General features: G+C 47.2%; 12 protein-coding genes and 2 pseudogenes. 13 read left to right on the top strand and 1 reads right to left on the bottom strand.

Features of this window, described 5'->3' with window-relative positions; translation table 11 throughout:
• The first annotated feature begins 103 nt into the window (after positions 1-103).
• The 13 genes and pseudogenes from pilL2 (at position 104) to H5647_RS20330 (ending at position 17,085) form a co-directional block, all read left to right on the top strand.
• Positions 104-856 (top strand): PFGI-1 class ICE element type IV pilus protein PilL2, encoded by a 753-nt coding sequence (gene pilL2 / locus H5647_RS20390; RefSeq protein WP_052692239.1) that lies wholly within the window; start codon positions 104-106, stop codon positions 854-856.
• A complete protein-coding gene (locus tag H5647_RS20385) occupies positions 853-1,692 on the top strand; it encodes a TIGR03759 family integrating conjugative element protein (protein WP_045860830.1) in 840 nt (279 codons plus the stop codon). The genes pilL2 and H5647_RS20385 overlap by 4 nt, the downstream gene beginning before the upstream one ends.
• Positions 1,689-2,225 (top strand): transglycosylase SLT domain-containing protein, encoded by a 537-nt coding sequence (locus tag H5647_RS20380; protein ID WP_045860829.1) that lies wholly within the window; start codon positions 1,689-1,691, stop codon positions 2,223-2,225. The genes H5647_RS20385 and H5647_RS20380 overlap by 4 nt, the downstream gene beginning before the upstream one ends.
• The gene (locus tag H5647_RS20375; protein ID WP_200911612.1) at positions 2,225-2,755 is read left to right on the top strand and encodes a PFL_4695 family integrating conjugative element protein; all 531 of its coding nucleotides are present in this window, start codon (positions 2,225-2,227) and stop codon (positions 2,753-2,755) included. Before H5647_RS20380 ends, H5647_RS20375 begins: the two co-directional genes overlap by 1 nt.
• Positions 2,752-4,821: a type IV conjugative transfer system coupling protein TraD gene (gene traD / locus H5647_RS20370; protein ID WP_045860828.1), complete on the top strand. Its 2,070-nt coding sequence runs from the start codon at positions 2,752-2,754 to the stop codon at positions 4,819-4,821. Before H5647_RS20375 ends, traD begins: the two co-directional genes overlap by 4 nt.
• A 42-nt stretch (positions 4,822-4,863) precedes the next feature.
• Positions 4,864-5,564: pseudogene (locus tag H5647_RS20365) on the top strand (TIGR03747 family integrating conjugative element membrane protein).
• Positions 5,565-6,047: 483 nt separating this feature from the next.
• A pseudogene (locus tag H5647_RS20360) lies at positions 6,048-6,493 on the top strand (transposase zinc-binding domain-containing protein); the annotation flags it as partial.
• 324 nt (positions 6,494-6,817) lie between these two features.
• Positions 6,818-8,266, top strand: coding sequence for a circularly permuted type 2 ATP-grasp protein (locus H5647_RS20355; protein WP_045860826.1), 1,449 nt, complete (start codon positions 6,818-6,820; stop codon positions 8,264-8,266).
• Positions 8,263-9,201: an alpha-E domain-containing protein gene (locus tag H5647_RS20350; RefSeq protein ID WP_052692238.1), complete on the top strand. Its 939-nt coding sequence runs from the start codon at positions 8,263-8,265 to the stop codon at positions 9,199-9,201. The genes H5647_RS20355 and H5647_RS20350 overlap by 4 nt, the downstream gene beginning before the upstream one ends.
• A gap of 82 nt (positions 9,202-9,283) precedes the next feature.
• Positions 9,284-12,643: a transglutaminase family protein gene (locus tag H5647_RS20345; RefSeq protein WP_045860825.1), complete on the top strand. Its 3,360-nt coding sequence runs from the start codon at positions 9,284-9,286 to the stop codon at positions 12,641-12,643.
• A gap of 95 nt (positions 12,644-12,738) precedes the next feature.
• A complete protein-coding gene (locus tag H5647_RS20340) occupies positions 12,739-15,339 on the top strand; it encodes a circularly permuted type 2 ATP-grasp protein (RefSeq protein WP_236074993.1) in 2,601 nt (866 codons plus the stop codon).
• Positions 15,339-16,226, top strand: coding sequence for a transglutaminase family protein (locus H5647_RS20335; RefSeq protein WP_045860824.1), 888 nt, complete (start codon positions 15,339-15,341; stop codon positions 16,224-16,226). Before H5647_RS20340 ends, H5647_RS20335 begins: the two co-directional genes overlap by 1 nt.
• Positions 16,227-16,281: 55 nt before the next feature.
• A complete protein-coding gene (locus H5647_RS20330) occupies positions 16,282-17,085 on the top strand; it encodes a transglutaminase domain-containing protein (protein ID WP_045860823.1) in 804 nt (267 codons plus the stop codon).
• A 929-nt stretch (positions 17,086-18,014) separates the two neighbouring features.
• Here the strand turns inward: H5647_RS20330 and H5647_RS20325 are convergent.
• A complete protein-coding gene (locus H5647_RS20325) occupies positions 18,015-19,556 on the bottom strand; it encodes a Fic family protein (RefSeq protein ID WP_045860822.1) in 1,542 nt (513 codons plus the stop codon).
• Positions 19,557-19,665: the final 109 nt, after the last annotated feature.

Raw genomic sequence — 19,665 nt, 5'->3', positions numbered from 1 at the left:
CTATCACTTAACGGTCTTTGTCGTCCGAACCATTGTTACCTCATAAACCAATTCGGTTCCGTTAGCCTGTCGATTCTGATTATTGATTCGGTGGGCGAACAGCATGAAACGAAAACCTTTAACCCTAACCACGCTGATGGTGTTGGGTGTCTCATCACTCTCATTGGCAGAGGAAATCAGCTCGGTGATACCAGAGAGCCGCTATGTGTCGGTGCAGGTGGGCGCAACGCCAGCACAGCGCAATTTACTTGAATCTATTATCTCAATTCATATCCCCAAACAGCTAGAAACCATAGGGGAGGCGCTGGCGTATCTGCTCCACCCCTACGGTTTACGATTGCTCAACACGGAAGAGGCACTGCCTGAGCAAGCGCTTTTATTGTCGTTGGCGTTGCCTGACCCTCACCGAACGCTTGATCCGATCACACTCCTTGATGCGCTTAAGCTGCTAGGTGGCGAAAGTTTTGAGGTGACGATTAATCCGGTCACTCGAACGGTTTCCTATGCCTTGAAAAAAGACTACAAGCAGTTTGTTAGCGAGGCAGAGATTAAAAAAGCTGTAAAAAATTGGACGCAGAAAAAAGAAACAGTGAGCCACTATGGGCCGGTAAATAAAGGGGAAAGTCTCAGTAGCATTGTCACGGTAGCTGGCTTGAAGGGGATGACATTGGATCAGCGCATGGTGCAAGTATTTCAGGCCAATCCCAATGCTTTTCTCAACAACATGAATGCCCTAAAAAAAGGTGTGATGTTGAATCTAACACCTAAAAACCCTGCCATTTTGTCCATCAGTGCGGCCAATCGAATAGTGGACGAACAACACCGCTTATGGCGTGAGACAAAGGTAACGCCATGAACCGTATCAATCGATGTGTGAATGTTATGGTTCTCTTAATCGGGGCTGTTGTGCTAACGAATACAGGGCTGGCTGAAACGGCTGAGGGCCAAGCATCATCCCCACAAACGCCTGTTCGAGAAACACCAGTATCGCAAACACAGCTTATTCAGCACGACGCGACGCGGTGGTCATTGGATATTAGCGAGTACGAACGATACCTCGATTTAATCCGTGGGCCATTGGGCAAGTGGAACCCTACGATTGATCCTTTAATGGCCTTGGGTATGTTCGCTGACACCCAACAACAGTCGCAACGCTATGCCGAGCGTTACGCACAGCAGGAATTTGAACTCACCGAGCGAGTGCTGCGTTTCCAAACAGCCTACCGTGCGGCCTTTAATCGTTTATACCCCAATGCGGATCTATTGGACCAACGACTTTTGGCTCCTTACTACGCACACCAACAACAAAAATCTGCTTTCAAGGAGGCTAAAAATTTAGCGCAACGGCGCTTTGTTGAGGGTGATCGTTTGCTGGTGTTTGTCGCTGATTCTTGCAAGGAGTGTTTTGCCACCATTCGCCGGTTGATGAGCCTATTGTCAGGATTAAAAAACAGCGGTGTCGACATTTATGTACGCGATGCCAAGGATGATGCAACGGTAAGCGGGTGGGCAAAAGAACAGGGCATACAAACCGAATGGCTAAATAAACAAACACTGACGCTAAACCGTGATGAAGGTTTATACCATCGTTTGAATAGCCGCTCCTCAAACGTCAATCATGCAACGGTTCCTGTTTTTTTAAAGCGCAATCAGCAGTTTTTTCAACTAAAAACGGAGGATTTAGGTTTATGAAATCTTACTGTCTTTATCAATGCCTGGCCGGATTAGTTGTCATGCAACCCGTTAACGCAGCGGCATTGGAATCACTACCTGTTGCCTACCATGTTGTGGCGAAAGCCTATCGGGTGCCGGTTGATATTCTTTATGCAGTTGCCTTAACTGAAAGTGGGCGGCGTTATGACGCATCAGCATTGCCTTGGCCCTGGGCATTAAATATTGAAGGGCGTAGCGTTTATTGTCAGTCGAAAAGCGAAGCGTTACGGCATATCCATCAAGCCATTCAACAACAACGCTCTATTGACATTGGACTAATGCAAATCAGTTGGCGTTGGCAGCAGCAGCGGTTCACGGATGCAGAACAAGCCCTGATACCGTTGCAAAATCTAAAAGCGGGAGCTGCCATTTTACGAGAGCAATTTGAAAACACACAAGACTGGTGGCAAGCAGTCGGGCGTTATCATGATCCGGGGCAAGACCCACAATCCCTTGAAAGCGCCAAGTACTATCGCGCCAAAGTCAGGAAAAATTGGACGGTGGCGTTTTGATGAAAAACGTAAGCCAGGGTTTATTAAATCAACTATTCATAATTGCCATGTTACTGACGATTATTCCTGTCAGCGAAGCCTTAACCGTTATTTATGATTCGGGTAATACCCAACCCATCAGCGGGTATTTACCCCAACGGTTTGAGCAGGAAAACACTAAACAATCGCGCCAATCCGTCCTCTTAAACAAACAAAAATTATCGGCCTATGTTTTGCCAATCACAACACCTTCCCTGTCGCCGGGGGTAGTAACGGCCAGCCCCAAAGCATTACGTTATTTGCAACAGCCACTCTTTCTAGTGGGTTCTGATTCGCGCTCAAAAAAATGGTTAATCGAAAGGCGTGAGCAATTGATGGAATTAGGTGCGGTTGGTTTATTGATTCAGGCTAAGGACAAAAAGGATATTGAAGCAATGCTTATTCTCGCTCAAGGCTTACGTTTAGTGCCTGCCTCGGCAGAGGGTTTTGCGGCTGGGTTGGGCTTAACACATTACCCCATACTGTTGTCCAATCAGGGGTGGGAGCAATGACGGATCGCTACGAAGTTGAGGTGCTGTTACGGCCTCCGGTCGAGCTGGCTTCGGCAGCGGTGGCACTGTGTTCTGCTGGAGTGGTATTGAAAGCACCACACATCATGATGATGACACCCACCGTTGCGCTGTTCAGCGCCGCTTGTCTGAGTGGTTTGGGGTTATGGCGAGGCTGTCAGGCGTGGCGAGTATTACGCTATCAGCGCCATCTTAAACGTACGCCCCGTTATGTGTTATCGGCGACTAAAATACCCATCAGTCAATCGGTACTATTTTTAGGTCGTGGTTTTCGATGGAATCAAACCCACACGGAACGGCTGTATGCAGCGCGTGATAAACGGGCTGAGCGTTACCTGCAAGTGAGTGCCTTGTCGCAGTGGATACGCCGTAAGGAATTGGATTGGGAGCATACTCTGGGTCTAAAAAAGTTAATGCAATGGACGGCGACAGATTCCGCCCTGAATCCCGTTCGTCCACCACCGGCGGTGGGGGGCGATGCCGTGATACACGGTGTCGGGATCGGGGCGGAAACCAATGCGGTAATGCCGCTGAGTGATCGGGTAGGGCATATGGTGGTGGTTGCCCGTACCCGCCACGGTAAAACACGGTTGGCGGAAATTCTAACCACCCAAGATATCCGACGGGGTAATAACTGCGTGATCGTGCTCGACCCTAAAGGCGATGCGGATTATTTAAAGCGTATTTATATCGAAACTCAACGAGCAGGCCGCAAACTGATTGTCTTTCACTTGGGCTACCCAGAACTAAGCGCCCGCTACAACGCTATTGGTTCATTTTCCCGTATTACTGAGGTCGCTAGCCGTATTGCCAGTCAATTACCGTCAGAGGGGGATGCAGCGGCTTTTAAGGAATTTATCTGGCTGTTTGTCAATATTATTTCTGTCGTCTTGGATGCACTGGACATTAAACCTGACTTCCCCAAAATTCGCCGCTATCTGAGTGATATTGATCCCTTGTTGATCCAGTATGGAAGGCACTGGTTAAACGAGCATGGCAGTGAAGACTGGGAGGGTGAGTTAGAGGCGGTGCGTGATGCCATGAATGTTAAATCACTGCCCCGCGCCGAACAGGGCAAAGACCCCGATGCCATTGCCTTGGTGAGATACCTGAAAACTCTGGGCGAGTTAGATCAAATATTGGAAGGGCTTGTCTCGGTGTTTCGCTACGACCGTGAATATTTTCAGAAGATCACCATTGCCGCCAAGCCGTTTTTAGAAAAACTCACCACCGGTAAAATCAACGCAATTTTAGCCCCTGATGTTCATGATACGGAAGATTCCCGACCACAACTGGAATGGGCGGAGGCTATTCGTACAGAAGCCGTGGTTTATGTCGGCCTGGATGCGTTGACCGATGCGGAAGTGGCCAGTGCGGTGGGTGCCTCCATGTTCAGTGATTTAACCAGCCTAGCAGGCCATATTTACAAACACGGGATTGGCAAAGAAGGGGCGAATGGTCAGCCGTCCAAAAAACAAAAAGCCCCCACTGTGGTGATTCACGGGGATGAATTTTCCGATTTAATTGGGCCGCAATTTAAAACCCTGATTAATAAAAGCGGTGGTGCGGGATATGAACTGAATCTTTATACCCAAACCTGGAGTGACCCCATTGCCGAACTCGGCAGTGAAGCGAAAGCGGGGCAGATCGCGGGCAATATCGGCACCATGATTATTATGGGCGTGAAAGAAATTTCGACCTGTGAAATGTTTACCAAGCAATTACCCGAAGTCAGTGTCAGTGAAATTATGGCAGTGTCCGGTGTGATTGATGGCACCGAGGCCAATGGTAGCTTTGGTTTTACCTCGAACAATGAAGATCGTATCAGCGTCAGCCGAGTGCCGATGATCTCACCGGCTGATATTGTTGCACTGCCCAAAGGCCAGGCCTTTGTATTACTCAGAGGCAGCGAGCTGTGGAAAATCCGTATCCCCATGCCCTCCAAAGTTGATGATCAGGAACTGCCCGATGATTTGGGCAGCATGTTGTGTCAAATGCGGCAGAACTACAGCTCGGTGATGGATTGGCCGAGCTATCATCGCCGGTAGTTAATGGCTGATAGTTAATGATCGAAAGGGATAAGCCTGCCCATGCCAAAACAGCAACAAACCCCCGTACCCAGAAGAAAAGAACCGGGCTTAATCGGCAAATTATTATCGGCTACAGTGCAATTAGCTGCATGGTTGATCATTAGTTTATTGCTTTCAATTATCATCGAGTGGATTGGCATCAACCGGTTTTGGGCAGAACAAGGTTCGAATCACGCTAAAACCGTACTCGCTATGGATCAGCGCTATCTGAATCAGTCATTGAAGAACGAATCACTGGTTATCAAAGGCCAAGTCATTAGCGCGACAGCGACAGCGGTAAACTGGATAGCACAACAATCATGGTTAACTACGCTAAGTACCGGAACACCCATATCCAAGGTATCGATGGGTAGCATGGACGCTATTCAGAAGTGGATTCACGGATTGTCTGACCGCTATAAGGATTATTGGCAGGCTGCCAATTACGTGGCACAAACTTTTGTGGTTCGTTTAGCGTTGATATTTTTCTCGCTCCCTATTTTTTTATTTTCAGGCGTCGTCGGCGCTGGGGAGGAGGACGGGAAAGCAGCAATGTGTTCAATCTTGCCAAAAAGTCCATTACACCGGCCTTTGTGCTTGCTTGTGTGGTTTATATCAGTTTGCCGTACAGCGTGAATCCGGTCATTGTTATTTTTCCGTTTGCCATTCTGTTGGGATTGGCGGTTCGTATTAGTTTTGAGCGTTTAAAGAAATATTTTTAGCCGTTTACAATCTAATGTTTTACTCAAATAGTTTTTAATGATTCAGAGAATTTATCGACAATTTTATTGAGTATCTGATGATTGCTATGGGAATTTTTTGGTGAATGTTGTCGATGTCATCGAGTAATAAAGATCCATACCATGTACTAAAGTTACATACTTAATACATTAGAGAACTCAATAACCCCCGGTGTCATAAAGAGGCCGCCTTAAGGGGTTGCTCACTCAGCATGTGATCGACAGCCTTACTTGTCCAGAGTCTGCTATCGGGGGGTGTGCTGCCTAATAGCTTAAAATGGGGTTTACTTCGGTAGTTGACCCTAAGCGGACCTTATACTCATCAAGACTACCTCCTCCATAACGGTCACATTAGGAAATACACTGAAAAATAAAGGTTGCTCAGCGAGTGCTTTGGGTACAGGATGTCTGGCCGGCAAGGTGTTTGCCTATGTCCGCCACAAGCCATAGCAAATACTACTCTAACAATTTATCGAGTGCCATTGGCCCGATTTTCAGTTGCACTTGAGCGAAGCGGGAAGATTTTTGCCTCGCCATGTTACGCGAGAGTTTGATGAGTACTTGAATGCGGGCGATTGGAGTACGGCTTTCTTCGTGACCGTTGTGAAGGTTACCACCATGAGCATTTGGTGGTGTACAGTTGCAAGCGCCGAGGTTTTTGTCCAAGTTGCGGGGCAGGGCGCATGGCGGAAACCGCTGCACCATTCGTCAATGGGTGCTCAGTTTTCCCTATACTTTACGATTTTTACTGGCAAGCAACCCGCGGGTTGTCACTACAGTGCTGGCTATTGTAAACCGGGTAATCTCAACATAGCTGACCAAAAAAGCCGGTTTCAAAAAGGCGACAGCGCACACGAGTGCCGTCACACTAATACAGCCGATTTGGATCAGCGCTCAATTTTAACCTGCATTAACTGTTCGATAAGTTCCACTTGCGATAAAACCCGGTACTAAGTAATCCCACCCTAACTCATCACCTTGATAATAAAATTAGCATACATATCCAGCGGCCCCTGATTTACACTGTAATCGGCCCTTAAAATTCCCTACATAACTTATTACGTAGCGCACATATATACGGGCACTAGTTATATAAATATTTCTATATTTATATAACTACCCAGCAAGCAGATATTTATAGTAGATTACGATGTAGCGTATTTATTCCATCTAAGTCCAGTAGCTGGCATAAGGCTTGCTAATATAAAAAATATTCTATCTGGAAAAACGACTCAATGAATAAAAGCTGGAAGTCCTACACCACAAGCGATTTTTTCGACGAACTAATTACACCTGCAGCCAAACCTAGGGTAGCAGCACGACAACTAATCAATATGCTGCAGGGTTTGTCGCTAGAGGAAATGCATACCCGCCGAGGCGCCGCCGAGCTGGCCATTAAGGAGATGGGGGTTTCATTTACCGTCTATAGCGAGGGGCAAAACATCGATCGAGCTTGGCCCTTCGATATTATTCCCCGTGTCATCCCAGCCAAGGATTGGGATCTAGTGCAACGTGGCCTAATACAACGCAGCCGTGCTCTTAATCGGTTCATTGATGATATTTATAATGAGCAAAAAATCCTTGCCGATGGTATTGTGCCTGCGGATATTGTCCTCGAGTCGGGCAACTATAGAGCTCAGTGCACAGGAGTGTCGCCCATTCATGGGGCATGGGCTCATATCTGTGGCTCTGATTTGGTGCGAGATAAGAACGGAAAGTTCTATGTACTAGAAGATAATCTACGCGTGCCTTCCGGTGTTTCCTACATGCTGGAAAACCGAGAAATAACCAAGCGCGTACTACCAGAGCTATTTGAAAACTACAGTATTTTACCGATAGATGATTATCCATCTCGCCTGCACAGTACTCTCGCTTCGTTATCACCCCGTGACGTAACTCGCCCTTGTATTGTGGTGCTGACCCCCGGTATTTTTAACTCCGCCTATTTTGAACACGCCTACCTTGCTCAAGGTATGGGCGTAGAATTAGTAGAGGGCGGCGACCTATTTGTCAGCGATGACGACTGTGTCTATATGCGTACTGTTGATGGGCCGATCCGCGTTGATGTCGTTTATCGACGTATTGATGACGACTTTCTCGACCCGGAAGTTTTTCGAAAAGACAGCACCTTAGGTGTTCCCGGTATCATGCGCGCATGGAAAGCAGGTAATGTCGCCATTGCCAATGCGCCCGGCGCAGGTGTTGCTGATGACAAAGTTGTCTATGCCTATGTGCCGGAAATGATTCGCTACTATCTCAACGAAAAGCCACTGCTTGCCAGCGTTAAAACCTACCTATGCATGAACAAAAATGATCGCGACTACGTACTTGCCAACCTAGATAAACTCGTGGTTAAACCCGCTAACGAATCCGGCGGCTACGGGCTAATGGTCGGTCCCCATGCTAGCGAGAAAAAAAGAGCGGAGTTCGCTAAGTTGATTGAAGAAAACCCGCGTAATTATATTGGGCAACCCACACTGGCGCTGTCCACTGCCCCCACTTATATCGAAGACAAAGTGGAACCCAGGCATTTGGATTTGCGCCCCTTTATCCTCCAAGGTAAAGATACTTGGGTGACACCCGGCGGTTTAACCCGTGTAGCTTTGGTCAAAGGCTCGCTAGTCGTCAACTCCTCCCAAGGCGGTGGCAGTAAAGATACCTGGATCGTGGAGACAAAAAAATGACAATGCTATCGCGAGTTGCTGAACGACTATATTGGATGGCGCGTTATCTTGAGCGTGCGGAGGACACTGCACGCCTGGTTCATTCCTACACCCATATGACTCTGGATATACCCGATGGCTCTGAACCTGGTTGGGATACATTAATCAGAATACAAGATGCTGAGCCGATTTATAACGAACGTTACCGGGTTTATAACGAACAAAACGTTTTAAAATTTATCATTGCGGATAAAGATAACGCCGGAGGCATTTACAACGCCATCCGCGCTGCCAGAGAGAATGTGCGCACAACGCGTGATGCACTGCCTCAAGAAACATGGGAATACGTCAATGAGCTGTATCTCTACACGCAAGAATTCGCCGAGAAATCCGTAGGGCGGCGCAACCGTTACAAATTTTTAGAAAATGTTATCACTCGTTGCCAAACCATCAATGGCATGATGATGTCCACATTACCACGCAACCATGCCCATCGCTTTATCAAACTAGGCTGTCTGATTGAGCGCGCGGACATGACCACAAGAATCATTGATGTTGGCGCAGCAGCCTTACTTGGGGAAGATCGTCACCACAGTACAGTGGACCCACTCATCTGGGCAAGCCTGCTAAAATCCCTGTCAGCAATGGGCGCCTATCGCCAGCAATTTGGCCCGCAGGTAGAAGCTAATTCTATGGTGGACTTTATTCTTCGTGAGGCCTCATTACCACGCTCGGTAAAGTTTTGTCTTAACGGTATGCGCGAAGAATTACTGCCCTTAAATAACCACAAAAGCGCACTCAAGCTACTAGACCGTTCACGCCGAAAGCTCTCGCGATTTGACACACAGGCAAGCTCACGAGAAGAGCTACATCTTTTTATCGATCAATTTCAGGCAGGGCTAATAGAGCTCAGTGCCGAAATTGGCAGCACCTGGTTTCTAAAGGAATCCGAATGATTTCAACCTGTAAACTCAGCACTATCGCTATTGCGAATGAGCATATCACTTACGTTTTTCAAGCCAAAGGCGGTAAGCGCATATGACTATCCGTGTCGCAATTAATCATCGGACCTCGTATAAATTTGATCGCCCAGTAAGCTTATCAGCCCACACCGTGAGGTTGCGTCCAGCGCCGCATTCGCGCACACCTATTCACAGCTACAGCCTGAAAATAAAGCCGGAGCAACATTTTATTAATTGGCAGCAGGATGCTTTTGGTAACTATCTTGCGCGGCTAGTATTTCCCGAGAAATGTACCGAATTTGAAGTGGACGTTGAAGTCATCGCCGATATGACAACGATTAACCCCTTCGATTTTTTTGTTGAAGAATACGCTGAAAACTACCCCTTTAAATATACTACGCAACTTAAAGCAGAGCTGCGTCCCTATTTAGAAAAACTCAAATGTGGGCCAAAGTTTAAAAAGTTTTTGATGGGCGTAAAAAACAAAAAAGGCACGATTAATGATTTCTTAGTAGAAATTAATCAGTACGTAGAAAAAGAAATCGAATACTTAGTACGGCTAGAGCCGGGTATTCAAACGCCTGATGCCACCTTACAAAAAGCAAAAGGCTCTTGTCGTGACTCTGCCTGGCTACTGGTGCAGTTATTACGCCACCTTGGGCTTGCCGCTCGATTTGCCTCGGGCTACTTAGTGCAACTAAAACCCGATGAAAAATCCTTAGACGGACCTTCTGGTGCCGCTGAAGATTTCACTGACCTACATGCATGGTGTGAAGTCTTTATCCCCGGTGCTGGCTGGGTGGGCTTAGACCCTACCTCCGGTTTATTTGCCAGTGAAGGCCATATCCCTTTAGCCTGCACACCAAGCCCAGTATCAGCCGCACCTATTGTTGGTGCCACCGACAAATGCGAAGTGGAATTTGATTTCAGTAATACCGTAGAGCGCGTACTCGAAGACCCGCGCGTCACCAAACCCTATAGTGAAGAACAGTGGCAACATATACAGGCGCTCGGTAGGTTCGTTGACACTAAATTCGACCAAAATGATGTGCGCCTAACCATGGGCGGCGAACCAACCTTTGTCTCCATTGATGATATGGAGTCAGAGCAATGGAATACCGGGGCACTCGGTGAAGACAAACTCAGCTTAGCCAAAACGCTATTACTACGCCTGCGCGATCGCTACGCACCAAAAGGCTTGCTGCATTACGGGCAAGGCAAATGGTATCCTGGTGAGGAAGTGCCGCGTTGGGCACTAGGTGTGTTCTGGCGTAAAGATAACGAACCGCTGTGGGAAGATGATAGATTACTGGCTAGAATCGACAAAAATTACGACTACACCATCAAAGACGCAACCCGTTTTGGTCGCCACCTGTGCGACTTGCTAGTCATTCCCAGGCCCTGCTGCCAGCCTGCCTACGAAGACGGCCTGTATTACTTAATGCAAGAGCAAAACCTACCCAAGAATATTGATATTCTGGCGCATAAACTTGATAGCGCACTGGACCGGCGTCGCCTTGCCCGTTTAATTGAACGCGGTTTTGATGTGCCCTCAGGTATCGTTATTCCACTGAACCGCAGTACCGGCTGGCCGCTAGAAGAGGACCAAAAAAGCTGGAATAGCAGTGTCTGGCCAATGAAGCGCGAGCGCATTACCCTGACTCCAGGAGATTCTCCCATGGGGCTGCGGTTACCATTGGGCCAATTGCCCGAAATAGGGAGTAAGGCAGACAAAATCAAACCCCAGCGCGACCCTTTTGAACCCCGAGACAATTTACCAAAACGCTCAGAAATCGGCTTTGCTGACGCTAAAGAGACGCAAGTAACAGAACTTCCTGATCCCGAAGATGCTGAATTAGTGGTGCGCACAGCCATGTGTATTGAGGCCCGCGAAGGTCGCCTGCATATATTTATGCCGCCATTGGATTATCTCGAAGATTATGTTGAGTTAGTGGCCGCTATTGAAAAAACTGCGAGCACCTTAGAGCTAGCCGTTATTATTGAAGGCTATGAACCACCGCGCGACCCACGCATGCAAAAACTGCTGGTCACTCCAGACCCCGGGGTGATCGAAGTTAATGTGCATCCGTCAAACAACTGGGAAGAACTGGTCGCAACCACCACATCACTTTACGAAGAAGCGCGCTTATCGCGCTTATCTACCGAAAAGTTTATGCTCGATGGCCGTCATACCGGCACGGGTGGTGGCAACCATATTACCTTGGGTGGTGCCACCCCAACCGATAGCCCCTTATTACGGCGGCCGGATTTATTGCGTAGCTTAATCACCTTTTGGCAACACCATCCCAGCCTGTCTTACCTATTCTCAGGTATGTTTATCGGCCCTACCAGCCAGGCTCCACGCGTTGATGAAGGCCGCGATGAAATGCTCTACGAACTGGAAGTAGCGTTTTCTCAAATGACCGAGGGTGAAGTGCCACAACCTTGGTTAGTAGACCGTCTATTACGTAACTTACTTATCGATATTACTGGTAATACTCACCGCTCGGAATTTTGTATCGACAAACTTTATGCACCCAACAGTGCCAGTGGTCGACTGGGTATCCTTGAATTCCGGGGTTTTGAAATGCCCCCCCACAGCCGTATGGCTCTGGTACAAGCGTTGTTAATTCGCTGTCTGGTTGCGCGATTCTGGGATGAACCCTATAAAAAGCCGCTAATTCGCTGGGGTACTGAGCTACACGACCGCTTTATGTTGCCGCATTACCTTTGGCAGGATATGAAATTCGTGGTTGAAGACCTACAGGCGCACGGCTACGACTTCCAACTTGAATGGCTCGCCCCCTTTGAAGAGTTCCGCTTCCCACACTATGGGCGCGTGCAACTCGATGATATCGAGCTGGAATTACGCTGGGCCGTAGAGCCTTGGCATGTACTTGGCGAGGAAAGCAGTAGCTTTGGCACCTCTCGTTACGTAGACTCCTCGGTTGAACGCCTGCAAATCAGAGCAACCGGCTTAACGGAAGGCCGCTATGTATTGGCCTGTAATGGCCGCCGAGTCCCGCTTCGCAATACTGGTTGTCATGCTGAGTATGTCGGTGGCGTGCGTTATCGTGCTTGGCAGCCACCGTCGGCGTTACATCCGATGATTGGCGTGCATGTACCACTGCATTTTGACCTAATCGATACCTGGAATGGCCGCTCCATTGGTGGCTGTAGCTACCATGTAACCCACCCAGGCGGGCGTAGCTATGAGACGTTCCCCATTAATTCTTATGAGGCGGAATCCCGTCGTATCAATCGTTTTGAAACCCTAAGCCACTCTCAAGGGCCCTTTATACCGACCCCTGAAGTAGATGCGATGCGCGAGTTCTTCCCTAATCAAGAGCCACCGAGACCCATGGAACTACCGCCAGAGGAACCCTCAGGAGAGTACCCCTACATACTCGATATGCGCAGCCCTGCTCGCAGATAAAATAAAGGACTGAGGCAGCTTTAAGCTTAGTCATGTAGCACTGAATGCGTATATAATACGTCTCAGAATTATTACGCTTGTTGACAGGTTGCTACGTGCCCAACTCCGATATGCCAACGCCATTGAGCCCAATGCCGACTCAAAGCCAAACTCAAAGCCAGAACAAATCAGTCGAGGCTCTTGAGTATTTTCGTCCTCATGGACAGTCAGACGAAGCATGGGCTGACAATGGTACGGTTAAACCGCAGTGGCAATATCTGCTCAATAGCTTACGCGACCTAGGCCCTGGTGTATTACGCGAACGCCAACTAAAAGCCCGCCGTATCCTACGGGACGATGGCGCAACCTATAATATCCTTAGCAAAGACGGCAACCCTAGTAGCAGCTGGGAGCTTGATCCCGTCCCCCACATTATTGGCAGCGAAGACTGGGGACAGATTGAGGCTGGGCTGCTAGAGCGCTCAGAATTATTCAACTTGATACTACGTGATATCTATGGCGAACGTACCTTGTTGCGCCACGGGGCGCTGCCACCAGAAGCGCTATTCAGCCACGGCGGATTTATTCGCGCTTGCCAGAATATCCAACTACCGGGAGAGCACGAACTCATTACCCATAGCGTAGATATGCTACGCATGCGCGATGGTAATATGTGCGCCTTATCCGACCGCACACAGGTTCCCAGCGGTGCCGGCTACGTACTAGAAAACCGTACAGTTATGTCTCGCGTTTTTCCCAGCCTATATCGTGATAGTCACGTTCATCGCTTAGCCAGTTTCTACCAGCGCCTACGTCTTAAACTGTCCTCACTATCCTCTTCCGATGAAGCACCCCTGATTGCACTATTAACACCAGGCAGCCGTGATGAAACGTATTTTGAACATGCTTATCTAGCAAATTACTTGGGCTTTCCTTTGGTCCAAAGCGGCGACCTTATTGTGCGCAACGGTTTTTTGTGGATGAAGTCTTTAGATGGTCTCAAGCGTGTTGACGTTATTTTACGTTATGTGGACGACGCCTTTTGTGACCCCGTTGAATTACGCAGTAATTCACAGCTGGGCGTGCCCGGCCTGCTAGATGTTGTGCGCAGCGGTCGCTTAGTCGTGGTCAACCCGCTAGGTTCCGGCGTACTGGAAAACCCAATACTGCTTAAATACCTACCGCAAATAGGTAAGTGTCTGCTCGGGCGCGAACCACGGCTGGCATCAGTAAAAACATACTGGTGTGGCGATAATCAAGATTTAGACTTTGTAACAGCCAATATTCGCCAGCTGATTATCAAACCCGCGTATCGTGGGGTTGGGATTAAGAGTGTTTGGGGTGGCGATTTAAATCCCGAACAACTTAACCAGCTACTGGCCACCGTACACAACAACCGCTACCAATATGTTGCACAGGAACGATTAGAAAAAACCACCATCCCCGTATTTTACTCAGAACGTCTTGAGCCGCGGCCAGCCATTTTACGCACGTTTTCTGTAGCCGCTGACAGTTCTTATACCGTACTCCCCGGTGGCCTAACTCGATTTAGTGCTAATAGTCAGGACCCGGTAATCAATATGCTGTCCGGCAGCCCCAGTAAAGATACCTGGGTCACCGCCACTGAACCAGAACGCACCGCCGATGTTGAAATAACACAAAAATCAACACGTACCCATATTGATTCATCACTAATTAGCCTACCCAGCCGAGTGGTTGAAAACCTATACTGGATGGGACGCTATGCTGAGCGCGCAGAAGTTTCTCTGCGTTATTTGCGCACCGTATTCCTTCAGCTTAACGGCGAAGACCCTGTTGGTAAAATTGCACGACGAATTTTACTAGAAACTGCCACTCAAATTACTGCTACCACGCCGGGTTTTTTCGGTGCCGCTGAGCCATTACTGGCAAACCCCGATGAAGAGTTATTGCTAATCATTAAAGATAGCGGCCGCGTTGGCAGCATTAAATCAACCATCAACTCCATGCTCTCTAGTGCCGATGAATCGAAGGCGTTGTTATCCAGTGACACCATCCGTGTTATCAATGATTTACGCGATGCGCTTGAGCAAATGGATGTCGACTTAGCAGATGGCTTGACGTCTGCTCCCGACGAAGCGCTCGACCCCTTAGTTACTGCGTTAGCTGCTTTATCTGGGCTGATGCAAGAAAGCATGATCAGGAATGTCGGCTGGCGGTTTATGGAATTAGGCAAACGTATTGAGCGCGCGCTGCAAACTATTAATACCATCCGTTGCCTGATAACACCCGTGACTGCCGGCGCAGATAAGTCCACCTTATTAACGGCACTATTGAGGTCTATGGAAGTACTCATGACCTACCGTCAACGCGGGCGTGAACGCAGAGGTGTAGAATTAGGGCTGGAGCTAGTGTTACTCGACAGCAATAACCCACGCTCCTTAATTTTTCAATTGGAGCAGTTGCAACAACACTTGCAGCAATTACCCAATTCAGATGCCAAACAAGGTGAGCTTCAAGAAGAAGAACGGGCCTTATTGGAAGCCATGACTAGCCTTAAGTTATCTAGACTAACGCAACTCTTAGAAACCAAAACAGACCAGCGCGAAGAATTAAAGAGCCTGCTACTACAATTAGAAAAACTATTAAAAGACTTCAACCGTTTAATCAGCGACAAACATTTCGACCACCGCACTGATCCTCAGCAGTTAGTCACTAGTTTTTTGGGGGAGCAGTAATGCGCTTCAGGATTAAACACATCACCCATTATCAATATGCTCAACGGGTAACACGCTGCTACAACCTCGCTAATGTTATCCCAAGAAATACGGATAGGCAGCAGTGTCTTAATAGTCGCATTTCTGTCTCGCCACAACCGGCAACTAAGCGTAAACGCACCGATTACTTTGGCAATCAAGCCTACCATTTTGAAATACAAGAGCCGCATACTGAATTAACAATTACTGCAGAAAGTGATATTCAAATACAAAACAATGATCATAAATTGAATTTGGATTTAGGGGCTTCCTATGGTGAAGTATTAGACTATCTAAGGATGACCCTTAACGATGATACTATCCTCGCCCGTGAGTTTTTGCTCAATTCACCAATGATAGAAGCGAGTACCGCCCTAGCGGAATATGCTCGTCCATCATTTGATCTGAAACGTTCTCTGAAAGCCTGTGTCAGCGAACTGACCACCCGCATATTCAACGATTTTACCTACGACCCCGAATTTACCACGATAGCAACGCCACTCGGGGATGTATTGGAGCATAAGCGAGGTGTTTGTCAGGATTTTGCTCACCTGCAAATCGGCTGCTTAAGGGCCATGGGCATACCAGCAAAATATGTTTCAGGTTATATTGAAACGCTACCCAAACCCGGCGAGAAAAAACTGGTAGGAGCCGATGCTACCCACGCTTGGATGGCGTATTTTTCACCTAGTGAAGGCTGGGCAGAATTTGATCCAACCAATAATACGGCTGCTCATAGCCAGCATATCGTCACGGCATTTGGTCGTGATTATTTCGATGTTACGCCAGTCAAGGGCGTTATTTTTGGTGGTGGTAAAGGCCCAATACTCAGTGTTTCGGTTGACGTTAGTCGCCTGCCTGAAATTTAATTGTCATTACAACATCCGCTAGCTATTTTTTATTTAGCTTTATAGGGAGTCTCACATGTGGCTACGTACCAGCTGTGAATTACATTTTGACATTGAAATACCAACAACCTTTATATTGATGTTGCGCCCGCGCAGTGGCGCACAGCAATGGATTGCCAGTGAGCAGTATAAAATATCGCCCACCGTGCCCGTCATTGAATTTACGGATGGCTATGGCAACCTTTGTCAACGGCTAGTAGCACCCATTGGGCTCTTCTCAGTATTTACTCAGGCAGAAGTCATGATTGCCGGTAGTATTGATGAAGCACCCGGCGCTGAATTTGTCGACATACAAAATCTGCCTGATAACATTTTAAATTTTTTATTACCCAGCCGTTATTGTGAGTCCGATCAATTCAGCTATCAGGCACATGCCATTACTGAAGGTCATCGTCTAGGCTACGACCAAGTAGCCGCCATTGAAAACTGGCTACGCAACAACATTAGTTTTGAACAAAGTAACAGTGATGTTCAAGTATCAGCTCTTGCTGTCAATGCCCGTCAATGGGGCGTGTGCCGTGACTTAGCGCATTTGGGCATTGCGTTATGCCGCAGCCTAAGTATCCCTGCCCGCATGGTTGTCGGTTATTTGAACGGGCTTGAACCCATGGATCTTCACGCTTGGTTTGAAGCCTATGTGGGTGGGCGCTGGTATTCTTTCGACGCTACTCAAACAACTAAGCAAAGAGCTTACGTAGCCATCGGCTATGGTCGTGATGCGGCCGATGTTGCTATCTATAATCAATTTGGCCCATCGTCATACCCGACAGGGCAATATGTCAATGTCACGCAAATAAATGAACCCAGCCTGTTCGGGTAGTCATACTTTTTTATTTTTGTACCAGCACTCAACGCCCGTTTTACTCGCAATACTATTTCAAAAAACGCTCTATATATTAAGCAGCTACAAATCTAAAATATGCGCCGTTCCTTCAAGGTTTGCCACACTGGCCCACCTTAATTGGAGTTTACTCCAAGCCACACGCATCACATCTTTATCCATAAGTCGCACTTACCTGATCATTCACAAAACGCGGCCGCCTCAGCTGCTATGCGGCATTGCCGTACTTCTCGGATAAAGCAGAGTATCCACGAATAGGGCGTTTGTTTCGCCTTTTTCCGACGTTTACACCTTTTTTAGTCTCTTATTGGCACATTTCGACGCTTTTCGAACAAGCCTTTTACGTCGTCTATTAGTCCGTTTATGGAGTGAAAGCAGCCAGAACAAGAAAATGACCGGCACCCTGCGATCGGAGCATAAATTGAGTATGCATCTTTATTACTTAATATTTAAGTGAAATTGGCGATATGGCGATAACCAGTATGACACTTTATTGCTCGGCCACACGTGATTGGCTAATGGTATGGTTCATCCAATTACCTTTGTATGTCAAAAATAGGCAGCCATGACAAAAGTCGGGGTAAAATTTGGGAGGTATAGAATAAAAGTAGGGGTATGTTCTCGAATATTCCTGTATTTAGAAGAAAGCGGTGGCTTTTCAATGAATGTTTATGATTCAGCCAAATGTTTTGCTTCTGTGTATCTGGTCAAGCGGCTTATCGCTTTTTGTACCGATGTGCGGCTGCTTAGCGAGTAAAAGCCATTTATTGAAAACGGAGTGCCTCGTTTCATTCTCTGTAGGCGAGCATTAACCTTCTCAGATACAAACATTTCTTTCTTCCCTTACGCTTAAAACCCGTCTAAAGTTTCTATGTTGTAAGGGGTGATACTGTTTTTGATTCGACCTGTTATGGGTTAAATATTTCATCGTATTTATTTTCGATAATCTGTATTTCTTTATCGGTTAGTGCTGAAAATTCTTTTTCGCGCGCACGCTTTGAAAACGTGCCATTATTTTGGTTTAGAAATCGGATAAGTAAATCAACTAGCTTATTGGGCATATCAATGTAGTTCTTGATGAAGTTGTTCAGGAGGTCGTATTTGGCGAGGTAGTCAACTTCTTCCGGTAGTGTTTTGTTGACGGTTTCTTCGACGCATTCAAAGAAAAATTCGGCCTGTTTTGTTGCATCAAAAAAACGGTATAGGTTGATAGTGTCGTTTAGGACATCGACATTTCCCTTATCAGTTGGTCTCCATTCGATTAACTCAAGTCTGGGCTTAGAATAATGTTCCAATGTTTGTCTGTATTCATCGATACGATCTAGAATAACAGCGGATACGGGAAAGATAAGCCCCTTCGGGACAAACTGTTTTTCAGCCAAAATATGATGAAATAAATAGCGATGAATACGCCCGTTGCCGTCTTCAAATGGATGAATAAAGACAAAACCAAAGGCAACAAGGCTTGCCGTAAGTACAGCGTCATAATCGCTATCACTTAACAGCTGGACTGTTTCTATTAATCCTGTCAGAAGACTTTCTACGTCCTCCGCGCGGGCTGAGATATGGACGGGCATTGGCATGCCAGTGGTGCGGTCATGATCACCAACAAACCCTCCTTCAACGCGACATCCAGGAATAATGAAGCGATTATCAGCAATGACAACGGATTGCAGATATTCAAATTCATCCACACTTAATGAGCGTTGTCCGGCTTCCCCGATGATCTTCCCCCAGCGTTCAATGCGATTATGCGGAGGGGTTTCTCCTTCAATGGTATAGGATGCCTTAGAATCTTTAAGTAGCAGGAATGCGGCTGCACGGCTCAATAAGTCTGCATGCGTTTTGCCGATATGATGGATTGCTGCATGCGAAAGATTCATCGCTATAAACTGATCAAGTTTTTCCGTTCGTCGAATCAGCGGGCAAAATTCACGGGTCCCCGGCAAATTGTTACGTACCCGGTGGCGTTTGGAATCACGGGGAGTTGCTGCATATTGTAATTTGTCGTTGATTAGCGGAACAAAGTTTCCCTGAGTGGCATCCTCTAATTCGAGTGTAGTATTGCTCAGCCACTCATACAGGAACCATAAGCGTCGGCTATAGGAACCGGTAGGTTCTGATCGAATAATATTAGTTATTTCTTGAGGATCAACATCATCAAATAGGGCGCTGAGAATGGCCAGATCAATGCCTTCATATTTGAGGGCAAAGGTAAGATGGCCATGCAGCGTGTCTTCGGGCTTATGGCGTGGTGTCAGAAGTTGCCAGCGGCCTTTATTGATCTTTTTGTGCTTGGTGCCAATAGCGAAAAGGGAGTCCGGTGCGGGTACAGATAGCCCGTGCCCCGCAATCAGCGCCGCATACCCTGCATAGCTTTCACTGTTTCCCAGAGCGGGAAAAGTATGAAAAACCCTTATTCTTTGTGATTTTTGATTATATATTGGCATTTTTGCGAATTGTGATTTAGTTGTGATTTTTTACAGCATGGCATGAAAAACCATTATCGTCTATGAAAAGCAGTTTTAAATTATAGAATACGTGAAAATTGATATATTT

Origin of the sequence: Teredinibacter purpureus, from assembly GCF_014217335.1 — a bacterium.
Taxonomy (GTDB): domain Bacteria; phylum Pseudomonadota; class Gammaproteobacteria; order Pseudomonadales; family Cellvibrionaceae; genus Teredinibacter; species Teredinibacter purpureus.
This window is presented reverse-complemented; position numbering and strand designations above follow the sequence as displayed.

Excerpts from the sequence above, each read along its gene's own strand:
- pilL2 (WP_052692239.1), top strand. The coding sequence starts at position 104 with ATGAAACGAAAACCTTTAACCCTAACCACGCTGATGGTGTTGGGTGTC.
- H5647_RS20385 (WP_045860830.1), top strand. The coding sequence starts at position 853 with ATGAACCGTATCAATCGATGTGTGAATGTTATGGTTCTCTTAATCGGG.
- H5647_RS20380 (WP_045860829.1), top strand. The coding sequence starts at position 1,689 with ATGAAATCTTACTGTCTTTATCAATGCCTGGCCGGATTAGTTGTCATG.
- H5647_RS20375 (WP_200911612.1), top strand. The coding sequence starts at position 2,225 with ATGAAAAACGTAAGCCAGGGTTTATTAAATCAACTATTCATAATTGCC.
- traD (WP_045860828.1), top strand. The coding sequence starts at position 2,752 with ATGACGGATCGCTACGAAGTTGAGGTGCTGTTACGGCCTCCGGTCGAG.
- H5647_RS20355 (WP_045860826.1), top strand. The coding sequence starts at position 6,818 with ATGAATAAAAGCTGGAAGTCCTACACCACAAGCGATTTTTTCGACGAA.
- H5647_RS20350 (WP_052692238.1), top strand. The coding sequence starts at position 8,263 with ATGACAATGCTATCGCGAGTTGCTGAACGACTATATTGGATGGCGCGT.
- H5647_RS20345 (WP_045860825.1), top strand. The coding sequence starts at position 9,284 with ATGACTATCCGTGTCGCAATTAATCATCGGACCTCGTATAAATTTGAT.
- H5647_RS20335 (WP_045860824.1), top strand. The coding sequence starts at position 15,339 with ATGCGCTTCAGGATTAAACACATCACCCATTATCAATATGCTCAACGG.
- H5647_RS20330 (WP_045860823.1), top strand. The coding sequence starts at position 16,282 with ATGTGGCTACGTACCAGCTGTGAATTACATTTTGACATTGAAATACCA.
- H5647_RS20325 (WP_045860822.1), bottom strand. The coding sequence starts at position 19,556 with ATGCCAATATATAATCAAAAATCACAAAGAATAAGGGTTTTTCATACT.